15 protein-coding genes are annotated in these 15,790 nt (G+C 50.9%); 10 read left to right on the top strand and 5 right to left on the bottom strand.

Features of this window, described 5'->3' with window-relative positions:
• Window positions 1–5 precede the first annotated feature (5 nt).
• From ABNT34_RS12205 to rmf, 3 genes are all read left to right on the top strand, one after another.
• Window positions 6–1,922, top strand: a complete 1,917-nt coding sequence (locus ABNT34_RS12205; RefSeq protein ID WP_348732002.1) for an ATP-binding cassette domain-containing protein — start codon at window positions 6–8, stop codon at window positions 1,920–1,922.
• Window positions 1,923–1,934: 12 nt separating this feature from the next.
• Window positions 1,935–3,638 (top strand): DUF3466 family protein, encoded by a 1,704-nt coding sequence (locus ABNT34_RS12200; protein ID WP_348732000.1) that lies wholly within the window; start codon window positions 1,935–1,937, stop codon window positions 3,636–3,638.
• A gap of 319 nt (window positions 3,639–3,957) precedes the next feature.
• Window positions 3,958–4,140: a ribosome modulation factor gene (gene rmf / locus ABNT34_RS12195; RefSeq protein ID WP_031564511.1), complete on the top strand. Its 183-nt coding sequence runs from the start codon at window positions 3,958–3,960 to the stop codon at window positions 4,138–4,140.
• An 83-nt stretch (window positions 4,141–4,223) separates the two neighbouring features.
• On the opposite strand, the gene fabA is transcribed toward rmf, so the two are convergent.
• Window positions 4,224–4,736, bottom strand: a complete 513-nt coding sequence (fabA, locus tag ABNT34_RS12190; RefSeq protein WP_348731998.1) for a 3-hydroxyacyl-[acyl-carrier-protein] dehydratase FabA — start codon at window positions 4,734–4,736, stop codon at window positions 4,224–4,226.
• A 160-nt stretch (window positions 4,737–4,896) separates the two neighbouring features.
• On the opposite strand from fabA, the gene ABNT34_RS12185 reads away from it, so the two are divergent.
• Together ABNT34_RS12185 and ABNT34_RS12180 are read left to right on the top strand one after the other, a co-directional pair.
• Window positions 4,897–5,154, top strand: coding sequence for a hypothetical protein (locus ABNT34_RS12185; protein WP_348731996.1), 258 nt, complete (start codon window positions 4,897–4,899; stop codon window positions 5,152–5,154).
• A gap of 72 nt (window positions 5,155–5,226) precedes the next feature.
• Entirely contained in the window at window positions 5,227–6,081 is an 855-nt protein-coding gene (locus tag ABNT34_RS12180; protein WP_348731994.1) for a 6-carboxytetrahydropterin synthase, read from the top strand.
• Between the two features lie 80 nt (window positions 6,082–6,161).
• Here ABNT34_RS12180 and ABNT34_RS12175 read toward each other — a convergent pair whose 3' ends face one another.
• Complete coding sequence (locus tag ABNT34_RS12175) at window positions 6,162–7,979, bottom strand: M61 family peptidase (RefSeq protein WP_348731992.1); 1,818 nt, start codon at window positions 7,977–7,979, stop codon at window positions 6,162–6,164.
• Window positions 7,980–8,045: 66 nt separating this feature from the next.
• Between ABNT34_RS12175 and hinT the strand changes: the two genes are divergently transcribed.
• The 4 genes from hinT to ABNT34_RS12155 all read left to right on the top strand — a co-directional run bounded on the left by hinT (window position 8,046) and on the right by ABNT34_RS12155 (window position 10,863).
• Window positions 8,046–8,396: a purine nucleoside phosphoramidase gene (gene hinT, locus ABNT34_RS12170; protein ID WP_348731990.1), complete on the top strand. Its 351-nt coding sequence runs from the start codon at window positions 8,046–8,048 to the stop codon at window positions 8,394–8,396.
• Window positions 8,397–8,461: 65 nt separating this feature from the next.
• A complete protein-coding gene (locus ABNT34_RS12165) occupies window positions 8,462–8,860 on the top strand; it encodes an acyl-CoA thioesterase (RefSeq protein WP_348731988.1) in 399 nt (132 codons plus the stop codon).
• Window positions 8,861–8,972: 112 nt separating this feature from the next.
• Entirely contained in the window at window positions 8,973–10,052 is a 1,080-nt protein-coding gene (locus ABNT34_RS12160; RefSeq protein ID WP_348731986.1) for a histidine kinase, read from the top strand.
• Complete coding sequence (locus tag ABNT34_RS12155) at window positions 10,036–10,863, top strand: LytTR family DNA-binding domain-containing protein (RefSeq protein ID WP_348731984.1); 828 nt, start codon at window positions 10,036–10,038, stop codon at window positions 10,861–10,863. The genes ABNT34_RS12160 and ABNT34_RS12155 overlap by 17 nt, the downstream gene beginning before the upstream one ends.
• A gap of 72 nt (window positions 10,864–10,935) precedes the next feature.
• Here ABNT34_RS12155 and ABNT34_RS12150 read toward each other — a convergent pair whose 3' ends face one another.
• Entirely contained in the window at window positions 10,936–11,922 is a 987-nt protein-coding gene (locus ABNT34_RS12150) for an ATP-dependent 6-phosphofructokinase (RefSeq protein WP_348731982.1), read from the bottom strand.
• Between the two features lie 179 nt (window positions 11,923–12,101).
• Here ABNT34_RS12150 and ABNT34_RS12145 point away from each other — a divergent pair, with 179 nt between their 5' ends.
• On the top strand, window positions 12,102–13,052 hold the full coding sequence (locus ABNT34_RS12145; RefSeq protein WP_348731980.1) for a DMT family transporter: 951 nt from the start codon (window positions 12,102–12,104) through the stop codon (window positions 13,050–13,052).
• A gap of 135 nt (window positions 13,053–13,187) precedes the next feature.
• On the opposite strand, the gene pyk is transcribed toward ABNT34_RS12145, so the two are convergent.
• Both pyk and ABNT34_RS12135 read right to left on the bottom strand, forming a co-directional pair.
• Window positions 13,188–14,624 carry a pyruvate kinase gene (gene pyk, locus ABNT34_RS12140; protein WP_348731978.1) on the bottom strand — a complete coding sequence of 479 codons (1,437 nt, stop codon included), beginning with the start codon at window positions 14,622–14,624 and terminating at the stop codon, window positions 13,188–13,190.
• Between the two features lie 136 nt (window positions 14,625–14,760).
• Entirely contained in the window at window positions 14,761–15,618 is an 858-nt protein-coding gene (locus ABNT34_RS12135; protein WP_031564485.1) for a MurR/RpiR family transcriptional regulator, read from the bottom strand.
• Window positions 15,619–15,790 lie beyond the last annotated feature (172 nt).

Raw genomic sequence — 15,790 nt, 5'->3', positions numbered from 1 at the left:
TAAGCGTGGAATTACTCAGATTTCAACAAGCCTGCCTGGCCTTTGGCACCAATCCGGTGCTCGACCATGTCGACTTTAGTTTGTTTGCCGGCGAGCGGGTTTGTTTAGTTGGCCGCAACGGCGCCGGTAAGTCGTCGCTGCTCAAAGTATTAACCGGCCAGCAAGTGCTGGACGACGGTCAGGTCGTCAAAGAGAACAACGTGGTGCTGGCGCGGCTGGAACAAGACCCGCCGGCACGGATTGACGTGACTATCGCTGATTTTATCCGCGAGGGTGCTGGCGACCTTGCGGCTAAATTGCAGCGTTTTTATCAAATTTCCAACGAATATGACGCCGATAATGACGCACAACAACGCGAATTTGCCAGTTTGCAAAGTGAACTGGACGCGCGGGACGGCTGGCAATTAGAAGCCCGTGTGCTTCAGCTTTGTGAGCAGTTTGTGATGGGCCCTGATGCCACGCTGGCGAGTTTATCCGGTGGCTGGTTACGCAAAGCCGCCCTGGCGCGGGCACTGATTGCCAAGCCAAATATTCTGCTGCTGGACGAACCAACCAACCACTTAGATGTGGCTGCTATTCAATGGCTGGAACAGTTTTTACTGCAATTTGCCGGCGCTATTATTTTTGTCTCGCACGACCGCGCTTTTATCCGCAATGTCGCGACGCGTATCATCGATTTAGACCGCGGCCAGTTAACTTCTCACCCGGGCAACTATGCCGAGTATCTGGAACGCAAAGCCAAGATGCTCGAGGTTGAACAGCAGCACAATGCGCTGTTTGATAAAAAACTGGCTGAAGAAGAAGTCTGGATCCGTCAGGGCATCAAAGCGCGACGCACGCGTAATGAAGGTCGGGTACGCGCACTGAAAGAGCTGCGTAAAGAACGTGCTGCCCGCGTTGAACAGCTGGGTAAAGTCGATTTTGCCATTGAACAGGCGGCGAAATCCGGCAAGCTGGTGTTTGAAGGCAAAAAACTCAATTTAAGTTTTGACGGCAAAACCCTGCTGCAGGATTTTAACTTCCTGTTGATGCGTGGCGACCGCGTGGCGTTAGTCGGGCCAAATGGCGTCGGCAAAACCAGTTTAATCAAAGTGTTATTGGATGAATATCCGGTTGAAAGCGGTGAAATTAAACGCGGCACTAACCTCGAAGTGGCTTATTTTGACCAGCACCGCATGGCGCTGGATTTAGACGCCACAGTGCAGGATAACGTCGCAGAAGGGCGGCAGGAAATCGTGCAAAATGGCCAAAGCCGCCATGTGCTGAGCTACCTGCAGGATTTCCTGTTTGCACCGGCGCGTTCACGCACACCGGTGCGGGCTTTGTCCGGCGGCGAAAAAAACCGGCTGTTGCTGGCGAAGTTATTCGCTAAACCAAGCAACCTATTGATCCTCGATGAACCTACCAACGACCTTGACGTCGAAACGCTGGAGCTGTTAGAAGATATTCTGCAGCAATATCAGGGCACTGTGATATTGGTCAGTCACGACCGTGAATTCGTCAATAACACCGTCACCAGCGCATTATGGTTTACCGGCACCGGCCGGATAGTTGAAATCGCCGGCGGGTATGACGATGTACTGGCGTACCAACAGCTGCAACAAAGTAAGACGGAAGTGAAAAAACCGTCGAATGAACAAATAATTACAAAACCCGCTGAGCAATCTGCCGCGCAGGCTTCAGCTTCAGCACCGAAGAAGTTATCATACAAAGAGAAACGCGAACTGGAACTGTTGCCCGCCGAGATCGAAAGTCTTGATGGACAGCTCAGCGCCTTACAGACGCAGGTCAATGATCCGGAGTTCTTCCGCCAGAGTGCCGATGTCACCACAGCTCTATTGAACCAAATTCAGCAAGTCGAGTCGAAGCTGGCGCACGCATACGAGCGTTGGGAACAATTAGAAGCATTAAACCAGCAGTAGCAGGGGAATTGAATGAAATTTTCGCCGTTGTTTGTCGCCATGTTACCGGCCGTTGTGGCCTTTACGGGGCAGGCAGCCACTTATCAGGTCGTCGAACTTGGACCTATCGATGGTTATAAATCAAGTTTCGTCTCTGGCCTCAATAACAATAACCAGGTCGTCGGCAATTTAAGTAACAGATTTAATTATCCAATTGACCTGAATTCTGTCGATTTCACTAATACCGTTATCACCGGTAATCTAACAGCGGCAGAAATTGAAGAAGTTAAAAAGGGCAATATCAGCGCCAAAGCGTTGACTGTGCTTATCAACTATCTGCAATCAGCCAGTGGGATTTATACCACCCAACGTTTTGCCGGCACTTATCCGGTCCGGCTCGACACCAAACAGCTGGTACGCGTTCGTGAAACAGCAACTGTGCAAACCAATAACGAATATCTGTTAGGGATTAATGACCTGAACCAGATGGTCGGTTACGCCACAGCACCGTTCAACCGTCAGTCTTTTACCCCTGCGGCGACTACCACGACGCCAAACCCTGTTGCACAGCAATTATGGGTGCCGGCTCCTATGCATATGGCAGGTGTCATTTTCACTGATAAAGGTAAATACACCTTACCACCGGCGTACACCGACTACGGTGGCGGTTACAGCGTTGGCCGGGGCTTAAACAACACTGGCAAAGTGATTGGTTATGGCAGCAGCACTATGGCGGCAGATACCCAGACCGCTATCGCCAAAGCCTGCGATGGCACTACAGAGCCAAAAGATTTATGTTATTACCGCAACGCAGTCGGTAATGCTTATGAGACTCGCGGTATGGTGTGGCAGCTGGATGCCAATGGCAAACCGGGCACGCCGCAATTGCTGGGATTCCTTGGTGACAAAAACTCCGGTAAAGCGCATACCCGGACCGATTACCCAACCGTTACTTACACCAGCACGCCGAACGACATTAATGACAATGGTCTGGTCGTTGGTGCTTCGATGTACTCGGACAGTGATGATATCCGTTTCTATATCATCGGTTTATCGGGTCGTGATGAGGTGTATCACGCCCTTCACGCCACCATTTTCGACGGCACTGAGCTGAAATCTTTTATTGATACCAAAGAGTGGAGCGCAAGCTATGCCACCGGCGTTAATAATAAAAATATTATCACCGGTTTTGCGGTCAAAAATATCAACAGCGCTGAGCGTAATCGTTTCTTTATTTATGATTACAACACACAAAAGCTGACGTTCCCGGCAGATTTGTTTGCGTCAGCCTCGACGGCCCCTGAAGCCATCAATGACAACAATCTGGTTGTTGGTACCACAGAAGCCTCTACCGCTGGTACATCCACGCGCCGTAATGTTGGTTTCCTCTATGACATCAATGCCAATACCTTTAAAGACATCAACACTTTGCTTACCTGTAAGTCGGCTTACACAATTGTTACAGCGACTGACATTAACGAGAAAAACGTCATTGTCGCGACAGCTATTAAAGAAGTCGAGCGGCGCGACATTAAAGGTGAGCTGGTGAAAGACAGCGCCGGTAATGTGCTCAAAGAAGAAGTTGCCGTGGCAGTGCAGTTAAATCCAATCGCCAACGGCACAATCGACAACTGCGATAACAGCGCAGAACAAACCTACGAGCGGCAGGGCGCCAGCTTTGGTTTGTTTGGTTTGTTAGCACTGCTGCCACTCGCGCTGCGTCGTCGCCGGCGTTAAGTCGACAAATCGCTGCTAAAAAAACCCGCGTTGCGGGTTTTTTTCTGCCTGCAGACATCAAATCAACAAGCCCGTTCTGCAAACGTGCGTAGCAGCGACTTTCAGCTGGCTAAATTCGCGTTTATACAAAAAATAATTTCATTTTTTTGTCGTCAAATTGCAATGAAGTTCAGTTTGTTAGCGAAAGTCAATTAGTATCTCTGCTATTTTCGGTTGAACCTTTTGCTACACAGGTCTATCTATTAACTGTGTGCCGGTGTTGCACCCCTGCAGCCGGTACTTTCTGTGAAGAACACATAGAGTTGAGGAAGACTGCCGTATGAAAAGACAAAAACGTGATCGTTTAGAACGTGCTCATGCTCAAGGTTATCGTGCAGGTGTTACAGGCCGTTCAAAGGAGCTTTGTCCGTATCAGAGTATTGATGCGCGCTCGCAGTGGTTAGGGGGGTATCGCGAGGCGATGGAAGACCGCGGTGGTGGTCTGTTTAGTAAAGGTCAATAATCCCAGTCTGTTGAGACTGATGCATTAAGGAACAAACCCCGCGATAGCGGGGTTTGTCGTTACAGAGCTTGCACTACATCAGCTTAGAAACTGGAAGTATCCTGGAACAGACCCACTTTTAATTCTTCGGCGGCATAGATATCACGGCCGTCAACACTGACCACACCATCGGCAATACCCATAAACAATTTGCGTTTGATCACTCGTTTCATATCGATGGTATAAGTGACTTTTTTCGCGGTCGGCAGGATTTGTCCGGTGAACTTCACTTCACCAACACCCAGTGCCCGGCCTTTACCAGGACCACCACACCAGCCGAGGAAAAAACCAACCAGCTGCCACATTGCATCCAGACCCAGACAGCCTGGCATCACCGGGTCACCCTGAAAATGGCAGGCGAAGAACCACAGGTCCGGATTGATATCGAATTCAGCGATAATCTGGCCTTTGCCGTACTTACCACCTTCCTCAGAAATATGCAGCACCCGGTCAATCATCAGCATATTGTCAATCGGCAGCTGACTATTGCCTGGACCAAATAATTCACCTTTGCCACACGCGATTAATTCTTCTTTTGTAAAGCTATTCTGAGTCATGTATGTTAAATCCGTAAAAAATGCCGGGTCACTTTAGCGAACAGTTGTACGCTAAACAAGTCCGATTAGTCGATTTCTGCTGGTTGCAGAACATAATCCGGACACAAGACAGCCAGATGACAACGGCACCAACCGACGCTTCGACCGAGATTAATCTGCTATGCCCAAATCAGCCCAGCCTGCTCTGACCAACGCCGAAAAGCAACAAAGATACCGGGAAAAACAACGTCAATCCGGCAAAAAGGAACTACGCGGTTATCTGACGCCGGAAGCCCTGAGCTGTTATCAGGAAATTGTCGACAAAACTGACTGGAATGATAGCCAACTCCTCAGTAATGCCATACGGCTGATGTATGCAGCGCACAAGTTAGGGCAGGTTGGTCTGCTCAATAGTTGGCTGAATGAACATCAGCGTTGATGTCGATTCAGCTGTGACTGTCGAAGCCCGATGCCGTATAATAGGCGTCCGTTTTCTGCGTTGAGTACCGCCATGATTCTGTTTGTCCGTGATTTAACTGTGATCGATTTTTCTTACCTCTGTCCGCAACGCGGTTTGTTAGGCGAGAGTTTTATCGTCGATGTCGAGTTACACGGCGGCCTCGACGCTACGTCTATGGTGCTGGATTTCGCCCATGTCAAAAAACTGATAAAAAAAGCCATTGATAGCCTGGTTGATCACAAATTGGCCTATCCGGCGTTACATCCGGCGGTAAGCAAACGTCAGGACGGTCAGACCGAGATCTTAAAACTCAATAGTCAACGCGGCCCGGTGCAAATCGCATCGCCGGCTGACGCCCATGTCGCCATCCCGGCGGAAAAAGTTGATGAGTTAAGCCTGACGGCTTTTTTGCAACAGCAAATCAAACCGCTGTTACCGGATAACGTGCAGCAACTGCTGTTTGTGCTGCGGCCGGAAAAAGCCAACGGCTTTTATTATCATTACAGCCATGGCCTGAAAAAACATGATGGTAACTGCCAGCGTATTGCACATGGCCATCGCTCAACTATCGAAATTTATCAGCACAATATGTTAAGCCCACGCCTGAACAAATTCTGGACTGAACGCTGGACCGATATTTACCTCGGTACCGCCGAAGATCAGGTGCAGGCCGCTGATTGCCAATGGTTACAACCGCAAGACAATAGTCACTTTTTCCGCTATCAGGCCCCGCAAGGCTGGTTTGAAATCGCCTTGCCAGTCAGTCACTGCGAAATCGTGCCTTGTGACACCACAGTCGAGTGTCTGGCCGAGTATATCGCCAACACATTACAGGCGCTGGAACCAGCAGCCTATAAAGTAGTGGCGTATGAAGGAGTCGGCAAAGGCGCTATCGCATTTGCCTGAAAGCCTCAACCAGCAGCATAGAACGAGCCCGCGATCATCGCGGGCTCATTGTTTCTGGCTGGGGTAGTTGTCAACGCTAGTCAGCACTGGTTCTCGCTACCCACAGGCCCAACTGCACCAGACCAAAATACACCAGGCCAACTGGTGCGCTGCGCAACAACTTTAAACACCGCAACGGTCTGCGGCGCAGCTTCAAGTTGCAGGTCGAGCTGCACTAAACGTTGTTGGCGAAACAGATGGCAACAAAGTACATCGCCTGGCGCGGCGCGTAATAGCAATTGCCGGAAGGTCGGCTCCGTGGCTTTTAACTGACCCACAGCAATCAGCAGGTCACCGCTGCTCAAACCAGCGCGATGTGCCGGTGTATCATTACGCACCGCCGTCAGCAACAGACCATCGGACTTCACTTCATAGTGGAAACCGGGCTCCAGCGATGCGAGTGGCAGCACCTTCTGACCACTTTGGTCCTGATGATGCTCAGGCTGACGCCAGCTCAATTCAAGACCAAGCGCCAAGGCGGCGTCAACCAGCGGCAGTTCAGCTGCGTCTTGCACCCAATGCTGCACTTTTTTTACCAGCGCTTCGGACTGCGAATATTGCAACAACAGCGAAAAAAAGCTGTCTTCTGCGCTACCGCTTTCGTTCTGACCAAACTGCTGCCAGCAAAGCTGCATCAAGCCGTCTAAACAGAGGTTCAGTTGCTGTAGCTCTGCGTCCAGACAAAATGCCAACAAAGCGCCTTTCGCGTAATAGCTGACCACCGCATTGACGGCGTTTTCATCCTGTCGATAAAACCGGGTCCAGGCATTGAAGCTGCTGTCGGCCAGGCTCTGGCGCTGATTTGCCGGCGCGCGTTGTAACCGGCTGATGGTCTTCGCAAGGCCAGTCAAATACTGTTCCAGCGTCAGAATGCCGGTGCGCAGCAAACTCAAATCGTCGTAATAAGAGGTAAAGCCCTCATATAACCACAACTGCGTACTGTACTGTTCGGCTTGCAGCTGATAGTCAAGATAAGGCGTCGGCCTCGCGCGTTTGACCCACCAGGTATGGAAATACTCGTGACTGCACAATGCGAGGAAATTCTGATAATCCTCGGTATATTCATCGGCTAGACGTGGATTGGGTAAATCAAAGCGGTTACATAACAACAATGTCGAATTGCGGTGTTCCAAGCCGCCGTAACCCTGGTCAACCACCCAGGTCAAAAACCAATACTCGTCCAAATCTACCGGCAGGGCACCAAACACCTGTTTTTGTGCCTGGCACAGCGGCAACAAATCAGCTGCGATGCGTTGCACGTCTGTTGCTATCGCACCACATAACACCAGATGATGCGGCACGTTATCGACCACAAAACTGGCGACATCCAGCTTGCCTGCCAGCAGCGGGCTGTCGATTAACTGCGCATAATTCGCCGCGCGGTAAAAACCAAACTGCAGAGGTGCAGTGTCGATTGCGCGCGGTAAGCCTGTCGCCAGTTGCCAGTGCTCTGGCGCCTGACCGCGTTTGACCTGAACCCAATGCGGCAGATGCTGCTGACCAATTACCTGTAGGCAGCTCGCCGCAGGATTAATCACTGCAATATCGGCACAGAGGTAATTCGCGCGCACTGACAAATCAAAGGCATAAAGCCGGTATTGCACTGTAACTGCCGAGCCACGATGCTGTAGCTGCCAGCTTTGTTTATCAGTTTGCTGTAGTGGCAAGGGGCCTGCCTGATCCTGAGCGCGGATATCCAACAAATGGCGGGCAAAATCGCGGATCATATAAGAACCCGGGATCCAGGCCGGTAAAGTTAAACACACTGCAGCATCGTCCTGCGGCATCAGCTCGAGTTGGACATCCAGATAATGACCGGCTAAATCTGCCAGTTCCAGCTGGTAACGAACTTCATTCATCACATATACTTCCGGCTTGCTGTTTCGCCGGATTATAACGCCGGCGCTGCATAATAAGGAGTTGAAATGGCACAAGAAACGATTTTCAGTAAAATTATCCGCCGCGAGATCCCAGCCGACGTTTTATATCAGGACGAACTGGTTACGGCTTTTCGCGATATCAATCCACGCGCCCCGACCCATGTTCTGATTGTTCCAAACGTCTTAATCCCAACGGCCAATGACGTCGAGGCAGTGCACGAAGCGGCACTGGGCCGGCTGTTCACCGTCGCACGCAAACTCGCTGCAGAAGCCGGTATTGCAGAAAACGGCTACCGCTTGATTGTGAACTGCAATCAACATGGTGGGCAGGAAGTATTCCACCTGCACATGCATTTGGTCGGCGGTAAAGCATTAGGCGCGATGCTGGCGCGCTGATGAGTTTTGCGGATATGCCGTGCATCAACTAGAATGCGCGGCTTTTCCAAGAGGGCATTCCCGATATGATGAACGAAGCACAAGTTGCAGTGCGGATTGAACAAGCCGTCACCCGCGTCACTAAAACCGTATTTCCTGGCCGCACCAACCACCACAATACGCTGTTTGGTGGCGAAGCGCTGGCCTGGATGGATGAAGCCGCTTTTATCGCTGCCACCCGCTTTTGCCGTAAACCATTGGTCACAGTGAGCTCTGATCGGGTCGACTTTAAAGAATCAATTCCGGCCGGTACTATCATTGAGCTGGTTGCCCGCATCGAACATGTTGGCCGCACCAGTATCCGCGTCAATGTCGATATTTTTGTTGAAAATATGTACAGCGACGATCAGCATAGGGCGATTTCCGGCTCTTTCACCTTTGTCGCGCTCGGGCCTGATCGCAAGCCAACACCAGTGCTGGGTTAACACCAAACTGATACTTCGCTGCGACTAACAGAGACTGGCGCGGGATTAATGTCGATTCAGCCGAAGGCAGCTTTGGTATAATCGGCGTCCTTATTTAGATGGAAATCTGCGCTTGCTGCGAATTTTTGAAGACCGACACCGCCAGTTTTGGATTTTGCACAGCCTCGGATGGCTGGGTTTTGCGTTGGTCGCGTTTCTCGGCTCGTTATTTCAGGAGATGCGCGACGCCTACTTGCTGGTTGTCGCGCTCGACGCTTATGCCGGCTGGCTGCTGACCATTCCACTGCGTTATTTTTATCAGCGCATCCGCAGCTGGCATCCGGTTGCACTCATCGCCACAGTGCTGTTGGCATCTCTGGTGACCGCTGCTTGTTGGTCCGTCATCAAGAACTTCAACTACTGGGAAATCTACCGGCATGGTTTTCGGCCAAAAGACTGGTTGCAGTATCTGGAGCAAACACCGGTCGCCTTTTATGTGATGCTGAGCTGGAGCGGTTTGTATTTCGGTGTACGGTATTACCAAAGCTTGCAGCAGGAAAAACAAAAACTGCTGACCGCGTCCAATAAAGCGCACGAAGCCCAGCTGAAGATGCTGCGCTATCAGCTCAACCCACATTTTTTGTTTAATACGTTAAACGCCATTTCGACGCTGGTAATGCTCGGCGAAGCCGACACCGCCAACAAAATGCTGAGCCGGCTCAGTGACTTTTTGCGTTATTCCCTTTACAAAGACCCAATCAAAAAGGTCGCGCTGTCGCAGGAAATTCATGCCGCCGCTTTGTATCTGGAGATTGAAAAAGTCCGCTTTTCTGAGCGCCTGACTATTGAATACGACATCGCCGAAAACACCGAAGTCGCACTGGTACCAAGCCTTATTTTGCAACCGCTGGTAGAAAATGCCATTAAATATGCGGTTGCGCGACAAGCAACCGGTGGTCTGATCGCGATTAAGGCGCGTAAATTTGGTCATGATTTGCTGATTGAAGTGGCTGACAATGGGCCGGGCATGCCAATAGATGCCGGTCTGCCGAAGGAAAACAGCGGCTTAGGGCTGGTAAATACCCGCGAGCGACTGGCGGCATTGTACGACAAGAATTTTTCACTGGTGCTGACTCACAATCAGCCGCAAGGTGTCAAAGTGAATATCCGGATCCCGTTTGAGGTGGAAGAGACGAATGAAGAACATTCTTAAAGTTGTCGTTGTCGACGACGAGCCGCTGGCACGAAAGGGCATGCTGATGCGGCTTGCTGCATTCAAAGAACTGGAAGTAGTGGCGCAATGCAGTAACGGCGAAGAAGCCATTGCGGCGGTGCTGGAGCACAAGCCAGACGTGTTATTTCTGGATGTCGAGATGCCGGTGTTAGATGGTTTTGCCGTACTCAAACAATTACAGCAACAACTGACACAGCTGCCTTATGTGATTTTTGTCACTGCATTTGATCATTATGCGCTGAGTGCATTTGACGTCAGCGCGGTCGATTATGTGTTAAAGCCAGTGGAAACCGAACGGCTGCAGGCCGCCGTGGAAAAACTGCTGCGGGTTTATGAAGCCCGCGACGACCACAAGCACAAAGGCCAGCTGGCTGAAGTGGTGGCTAAACTCACCGGTGAAGACACTGCGCAGATTTTGGGCCGGCTCGATAACGAACAGCCGGTGATGAATGACAAGTTCCCGGACGCTATTAGTATTAAAGACTCCGGCGAAATCACCCGTGTACTGGTGGCAAATATCGATTGGGTTGACGCAGCCGGCGACTATATGTGTATTCATACCAATGACGGTCAAACCCACATTCTGCGCCGCACCATGAAAGAGCTGGAGCAGGAACTGGACCCACGTTTGTTCGTGCGGGTACATCGCTCCGCTATTGTTAATGTCGGCACTATCGCCAAATTGCAGATGCTGGCCAATGGCGAACATCAGTTAATGCTGACCAATGGTCAGTCAGTGAAAGTCAGCCGCAGCTACAAAGACCGGGTCAAAACTGTATTTGGCAGTTAAGCTGGGTGCAACACAGACAAAACGGCGTCTATCTGACGTCGTTTTGTGTTTAATCGCTCTTTAGGCAACGCCTTAATGCTGCTGCAGAATCCGGTCCTGCCAAGCCAATAAAAACGGGTCCGCTTTTTTGTGCTGAGCACCAGTGAGCCGCAGCGGAAACAACACCGCCTGACCGGCCTGTTCTCCGGCCATCATCATATGGGCATGGCCAGCCACTAGCTGCTCCACTGCATAAGCCCCAACTTTAGTGGCCAGAATGCGATCCGAACCCACCGGGCTGCCACCACGTTGTAAATGCCCAAGCACCACAGCGCGGCATTCAGTGCCGCTTTGTACTGACAACTCATGCGCCAAAGCAGCTGCGCCAGCTGGATACATTGTTTCAGCCAGTACAATGATATAACTGCAGGCACCGTGTTGTTGCTGATAACTGCGGATGTCAGCAGCAATATCCGCGACATCAACAGTGTCGCCATACTCAGGGCAAATAATCTGTTCAGCACTGCCGGCGATACCGGCGGACAATGCCAGATAGCCGGTATGACGGCCCATCACTTCCACTAAAAAAGTCCGTTCAAACGCATCGGCGGTATCGCGGATTTTATCGATAGCTTCCAGGGCGGTTTCCAGCGCGGTGGCAAAACCTATGGTTAAATCAGTGCCGTCCAAATCATTGTCGATAGTGCCGGGTAAGCCGACCAGCTGCCCGCGATAATATTGTGATAATGCTACACAACCTCGAAACGAGCCGTCGCCACCGATCACCAGCAAAGCTTCGATGCCAAGTTCATGCAGAATGTCGGCTGCTTGCTGCGGGCCACCAGGCTCTGGTAACTGTTTGCAACGTGCACTTTTGATGATAGTGCCACCAAGGTGGGCTATCTGACGCACATCTGCCGCAGTCAGCGGCTGAAAATCACGCTGAAAAATGCCGTTAAAGCCATGGCGAAAGCCAACCACTTCGATGCCATATTGGCTGGCTGTCAGCACCACGGCGCGGACAGCCGCATTCATGCCTGGTGCATCGCCACCTGAAGTCAGGACACCTATTTTTTTCATTTGTTTTACCTGCAATCTGTCTTTTTACAGCAGCATAAACCACGGTCGACGACTTTGGGTTGATATAACGCAAACACCGCTCAGTTCACGACAAAATGCGGCAGGAATCACGGATAACAGGCGACAAATGTGGCAAAAACAACGACAATAGCGCGCTTTTTTTTAACTAAGGGTAGGGTATGCATCAGGCGTCCGGCCGCAGTTTTTACGGCTTTATTCTGGCATTAATCACAGCTGTGCTGTGGGGCATGTTGCCCATCGCATTAAAGCACTTACTGGTGGATCTCAGCGCGAATACCATCACCTGGGTACGGTTTTTAGTCGCCGCATTATTTGTCAGTGCGGTGCTCTGGCACAAGAATGCACTACCGGCAGTCCGTGGCCTGAGTAAAAAAGCACTGACCCTGCTACTCATCGCCATCGGCGGTTTGTTGTCTAATTACATCTTATACCTGATGGGGCTGCATTTATTGACGGCGGAAACTGCACAAGTGGTGATCCAGCTGGCGCCTTTTTTGATGATGATGGGCGGTATTTTTATCTTCCGTGAGCAGCTTTTACTGTGGCAAAAGATTGGCGCGACGCTGTTAGTGATCGGATTACTGCTGTTTTTTAACGAAAAACTATTGGTATTGCTGACCCAGTTTAATCAGGACAGTCTGGGCGTGTTGCTGGTGATAATCGCCGCTGTGACCTGGGCTTGTTATGCTCTGGCGCAGAAACAGCTATTAATGACCTTTAACTCGCAGCAAATTATGTGGTTTATTTATCTGGCCGGCGCAGTGTGTTTCCTGCCGTTGATTGATTTGACTCCAGTGCTGCAATTGTCCGGTTTACAGTGGGGCTTGTTGGCGTTTTGTTGTCTGAATACCATTATTGCTTATGGTGCATTTGCCGAAGCGCTGGAACATTGGGAAGCGTCGAAAGTCAGTGCAGTGCTTGCTATTACGCCGCTGCTGACTATTTTGTTCGCCAATATTGTCAGCTGGTTGTTTCCAGATGCTGCGCCGGCACAAGCATTGAATTTCTGGTCCGTTGCCGGGGCTTTACTGGTGGTTGCCGGTTCAGCCATCACAGCGTTATCACCGCTATTAAAACATCATCTGGCCGGCAAACGCCAAGCTGGTTGATCCGGCTGGCTGTTCTTGCCGGCGGTGGGCGGGGCTGTTGCTGCAACTTGTTCGACCATCGCGGGTCCCACTGAAAAGCAAAAAGGTCGCAACAGCGACCTTTTTTATGCAGCGTTTTTTACACTGCTATGGCGGTTATTTTACCGTGACGATTTTGCAGGTGTTTGACGCACCAACAGTTTCCATCACGTCGCCGTGAGTCAGGATCACCAGGTCACCGCTTTGCAGGCCTGCCGCTTTTTTCACTGCGGCAACAGCCTCATCGGCAATGTGGTCGTTGCTGATGCCATGGCTGTCAAACGACACCGGGTAAACACCCCGATATAACGCCATCTTGTTTAACGTTTTCACATGACGCGATAACGCATAAATCGGGTGCGACGAGGTGATACGCGACATCAGCTTGGCGGTATAACCAGATTCGGTCAGCGCAATAATCGCTTTAATACCCGCCAGATGGTTTGCCGCATACATCGCTGATAAAGCGATAGTTTCGCTGATCTCAGTGAAAGTCACGTCCATCCGGTGTTTAGACGACAACACTTTTGGATGTTTCTCAGCGCCGTCACAAACCCGGCCCATGGCTTTGACGGTTTCAGTCGGATATTTGCCTGCGGCAGTTTCGGCAGACAGCATCACGGCGTCAGTGCCATCGAGCACAGCGTTCGCGACGTCCATCACTTCAGCGCGGGTAGGCATCGGACTTTCAATCATGCTTTCCATCATTTGCGTCGCCGTGATCACCACACGGTTCAGCTGACGGGAGCGGGCGATAATACGCTTTTGCTGGCCAACCAATTCGGCATCGCCAATTTCTACGCCTAAATCGCCACGGGCAACCATCACGGCATCAGATGCCCGAATGATATCGTCCAGCGTTTCGTCATCAGCAACAGCTTCAGCGCGTTCTACTTTGGAAACAATTAAGGCTTCAGAACCGGCCGCGCGGGCCAGCTGACGAGCCAAACGTAAATCATCACCAGTGCGCGGGAAAGACACGGCCAGATAATCGACGTCGATATCAGCAGCAAGCGCGATATCGTTTTTATCTTTATCCGTCAGTGCCGGCGCAGACAAACCGCCGCCCTGACGGTTAATGCCTTTGTTGTTGCTGAGCTTGCCGCCAACCGTCACTTTGGTGACAATCCGGCTGCCTTCAACATGCGATACCACCAGCTGAATACGACCGTCGTCTAACAACAATAAGTCACCCGGGAATACATCACCCGGTAACTCTTTATAGTCGATACCAACTTGTGTTTCGTCACCAAGGCCTTTGCCAAGCGTAGCGTCCAGCACATAGTCCTGACCTTCGCTAAGCTCAACACTGTTATTTTTAAAAGTTGATACGCGAATTTTAGGGCCCTGCAGATCACCTAAGATGGCAACATGGGCGCCACAGGCCGCAGCAGCGGCGCGCACCATAGCAGCACGTTGTTTGTGATCATCGGCAGTGCCGTGAGAGAAGTTAAAACGAAAAACTGAGGCGCCGGCCTGAATTAATTTTTCAATGGCGGCCTGGGTATTAGTGGCTGGACCTAGCGTGGCGACTATTTTGGTTCTTCTTGGCATTGGCAACTCCTGCCTGTTGATTGGCAAAAACCGGGCGGGTGCCCGGTTCGAACTGCATTAGTTTAATGTAATTAAATTACAGAATATAGCGAGCATCTGAAAAAAAACTACAACTTTGACCGCTTAACTGCTCCGATCAGCTATGAAAATCCTTTTTATCGAAGCGCGAGCCACGCAAACTGTCTTTTACTTTCTTCAGATTTTCCCGGAACTTAGTGCCACGGCGCAGCGTAAAGCCGGTGGCGAGAATATCAATCAGCACCAGCTGGGCAACCCGGGACGCCATCGGCATATACATATCGGTGTCTTCCGGCACATCCAGCGACAACACCAGCGTACATTCTTTAGCAAGCGGGCTGTCGTAAGCGGTGATACCGATGACTGTGGCGTCGTTCTCGCGCGCAATAGCGGCGATATCACACAGGTTTTTGGTGCGGCCAGTGTGAGAGATACAGACCACCACATCGCCTTCAGCGCTATTAATGGCGCTCATCCGCTGCATGACTATATCGTCAAAACAAACCACAGGCACGTTGAAACGAAAGAACTTGTTCTGCGCGTCGTGGGCAACAGAAGCGGAAGCACCGAGGCCAAAAAAGGAGATTTTTTTCGCTTGCGTCAGCACATCAACAGCACGGTTGATGGTTGGAATGTCGACGTTTTGCCGCGCCGCGTCTAGCGCTGCCATGGTAGATTCAAAAATTTTGGCGGTATAAGCCTCAGGGCCGTCATCTTCTTCCACGTGACGGTTTACATATGGAGTGCCGTTAGCCAGACTTTGCGCCAGATGCAGTTTAAAATCCGGAAAGCCTTTTGTATCAAGGCGACGACAGAAGCGGTTCACGGTCGGCTCAGACACATCGGCCATTTTGGCCAGTGCTGCGATGCTGCTGTGAATGGTCGTTTGCGGGTTGGCCAGGATCACATCTGCCACTTTACGCTCTGACTTACTAAAGCTGTTGACACTGTTGACGATTTTTTCCAGCACATTCATCCGCTTTTACCTGCTTGTTATGAGACCTGCGACGGCAGGTTGATGTAATATTATCTGTAGTCTGACAAAGCCGGCTACATCAAAAGTGCTAAATTTACCACACTCTGGATGATAGTTGTCAAAGACTGCCTGATGGCTACCGGCCCGTCAAAATCTTTAGTTATTGTGTAAT

Origin of the sequence: Rheinheimera texasensis (assembly GCF_964031785.1) — a bacterium.
Classification (GTDB): domain Bacteria; phylum Pseudomonadota; class Gammaproteobacteria; order Enterobacterales; family Alteromonadaceae; genus Pararheinheimera; species Pararheinheimera texasensis_A.
Note: the sequence above shows the minus strand (reverse complement) of the source record. Positions and strands in the feature narration are given on the sequence as shown.